The organism is Chitinophaga sp. (genome assembly GCF_036569125.1).
In the GTDB taxonomy this organism is placed as follows: domain Bacteria; phylum Bacteroidota; class Bacteroidia; order Chitinophagales; family Chitinophagaceae; genus Chitinophaga.
On the sequence record NZ_DATCRF010000427.1, the window covers coordinates 1 to 3,440 of the forward strand.

Sequence of the window (3,440 nt, forward strand, 5' to 3'; positions counted from 1 at the left end):
AAACAACACCATGGCACCCTGCAAATGACCCTGCTGGCTGCTTTGAACGTAGTGCTGCACAAATACACCGGGCAGGATGATATTGTGATCGGTTGCGGCATTGCCGGCCGCCGCCACCCGGAAGTAGAGCGTATTGTAGGCATGTTCGTGAACACGCTGGCCATCCGCAATTTCCCGCAGGGCGATAAACCTTTTGAAGCATTTTACGGGGAAGTAATGAACGCCAGCATTGGCGCTTATGAAAACCAGGATATACAATTTGAGGACCTGCTGAACATGCTGAAGGTAGAACGTGAGCCCTCCCGCAATCCCATCTTTGATATTGCAATGGTGGTGCAGAACTTCACAGAAGCAAAAGCAGCAGCCCCTGGAATTATAGGAGCAGAGGACGGCTTTGAGCAAATGCCTTCCTGGAAAGGATCCGGTACCTCCAAGTTTGATATGACCTGGTACGTAAGTGAACAGGATGAAGATATTATCATTGACCTGGAATATTATTCAGCCATTTACGATGCAGCTGCCATTGAGCAACTGGTAAGCCATTTCCGGAATACCCTGCAAACAGTAATGCTGCAGCCGGAAATAACATTGTCCGGTATTAATATTCTTTCAGCAGCAGAGGAACAAACCTTACTGCAGAATTTTGCTACAGGTCCCGTAGGCTACTACCCATCCACCAGCACCTTACATGAGCTGTTTGAAGCGCAATGCCGGCTTACGCCGGATAACACAGCCGTTAAAAGCCCCACAGATAATTTCACCTACCGTGAGCTGAATGAAAAGGCTAACCGCCTGGCGCATTTCCTGCACCATACCCTGCAGCTGCAGCCGGAAGAAAGAGTAGGCATCCTGCAAACAAGAAGCAAAGAGCTGCTGGTATCCATTTTTGGAGTGTTAAAAGCCGGAGGTGCTTATGTGCCGCTGGATACAGACTATCCGGAAGAAAGGCTCATCTACATGCTGGAAGATGCTGGTGTGGATATTTTGCTGGTGGAAAAGAACCTGATAGAATTTGCTAACCGCATACAATGGCGCTGTAAAGGCATTAAACACCTGGTATGCATTGACAGTGATAATATACACCAGGAACAAGGCACCATCCGCAATGAACTGATGCGTAAAGACCTCTGGGATCACGTAGGAGATACCGCCACCGATGCCATTACCGGTGGCGGATGGATGAGCAGTTACACGGGTGAATACCTGAGTGAGCTGGAAATGCAGGAATATGCTGTGAATGCTTATCTGAAGCTGAAAGAGCATTTACGCCCGGATTCCAGAGTGCTGGAAATAGGCTGTTCCTCCGGTTTAACCATGTTCCAGGTAGCGCCGCAGGTAGCCAGCTATCACGGTACGGACCTTTCCTCTTCCATCCTGGCTTACACCCAGCAGCTGGTAAATGAAAAGGGGCTTAGTAACATCCGGTTATCCTGCCTGCCAGCAAATGAAATCGACCAGCTGGAAGATGGCGACTTTGATATTGTGATCATCAACAGCGTAATACAATCCTTTAACGGACATAACTACCTGCGCGATGTATTGATAAAAGTGATCAGCAAGATTAAAGACAAGGGCCTGCTGTTCCTGGGCGATATCCAGGATGAAGACAAACGGGAAGCCCTGATCAGCGATCTTACTGAGTTTAAACAAAACCACCGGGAAGAAAATTACCGCACTAAAACGGATTGGTCGTCAGAGCTGTTCCTGTCGCGCGATTACCTCAGCGACCTGATCCCCGACCATATTGGCATTGTAGCTGCAGAGTACAGCGATAAAGTGCATACCGTAGCCAACGAGCTTACGCGTTACCGCTTTGATGCGCTGTTGCAGATCGATAAACATCAACCGGCTCAAACTGCCGGTAAAAGAAAATACCAGCATGATATAAAGGAAATAAATGCGCAGCCCTTAACCGCGCTGCCGGTATCCGTTAAACCGGGTAACCTTGCTTATGTTATTTATACTTCCGGTTCTACCGGAAAGCCCAAAGGCGTAATGGTAGAGCACCGCACCGTGGTGAACTACATTACCTGGTCAAAAAATACCTACCTGGGAGAAGGGCCTGCACACTTTGGCCTGTTCACCTCACCCTCTTTTGACCTTACAGTCACCAGTATTTTTACACCTTTATTAACAGGCAACAGCATCAGCGTGTATGATGCTTCCCTGGAAATAACAGACCTGCTGAAACTGCAGCTGGACCGCAAGAATGGAGTGGATGTGGTGAAGCTTACACCTTCCCACATTAACCTGGTCGAAAACATCGGTTTACGCACTACAGCGGTGAAAAGTGCTATCGTAGGCGGGGAGGAGCTGCGGGATGCCCATATCAGCATTCTCTGGAAGCTGAACCCCGAAATGGAGATCTATAACGAGTACGGTCCTACGGAGGCAACAGTGGGTTGCGTGGTATGGAAGGTAGAAGATGATTTCAGGCAGATCCTCATTGGTAAACAGATCACCAATACCAGCATTTACCTGATGGATAATGAGCACCGCATAGTGCCGGTGGGCGTGATCGGGGAGATCTGTATAGGCGGGGAGTGCCTGGCCCGCGGTTACCTGAACAAACCGGAATTAACTGCGGAGAAATTTGTGACCAACCCCTATAACAGGGCAGAACGTATCTACAAAACCGGTGACCTTGGCCGCTGGCTGCCCAATGGCAACATCGAGTTCCTGGGCCGGAAAGATGACCAGGTAAAGATCCGCGGTTACCGTATAGAGCTGGGTGAAATAGAAAGTGTGCTACAAAGCCATCCTGAAATAGATGCCGCTGTGGTAACAGCCCGCTTTAATGCCAATGGCGAAAAAGAGCTGATCGCTTACATCACCGCCAGAAGCGTATTGCAGGCAGGCGCCTTACGCGCTTACCTCTCCGGCCTTATACCGGTGTATATGCTGCCCGGCCATTATGTGCAGCTGGATAAATTACCCCTTACCACTAACGGTAAGGTAAACCGCAAGCGGCTGCCGGATCCTGAAGGATTGGGTCTTTCTGCCGGTGTGGAATATGTAGCTCCGCAAACAGAAACGGAAAAGAAGCTGGTGCGTATCTGGGAAGAAGTGTTAGGCAAGGACCAGGTAGGATTAAAAGACAATTTCTTTGACCTGGGCGGCCATAGCCTCAAAGCTACCCGCCTGGCCAGTTTGATACACCGCGAGTTTGATGTGAAGGTGCCGTTAAAGGAGCTGTTCACCAACATCATTCTGGAGCAGCAGGCCAACCTGATCCAGCATACCCGCAAAACAGCCTTCATAGCCATTTCGCCGGTAACGGAGCAGGAGCATTACCAGCTCTCATCCTCCCAGCGCAGGTTATGGGTATTAAGCCTGTTTGAAGGTGGCAATGCCGCTTACAACATGCCGGGTGTATATGTGTTTGAAGGGCAGCTGAACAACGATGCATTAGCCTATGCTTTTAACGCGCTGATTAAACG

At 49.5% G+C, this 3,440-nt stretch carries 1 protein-coding gene; it reads left to right on the plus strand.

Annotated features, from left to right (window positions below):
- On the plus strand, positions 1–3,440 hold a 3,440-nt coding region (locus VIM87_RS15925), incomplete at both ends, for an amino acid adenylation domain-containing protein (RefSeq protein WP_331997951.1).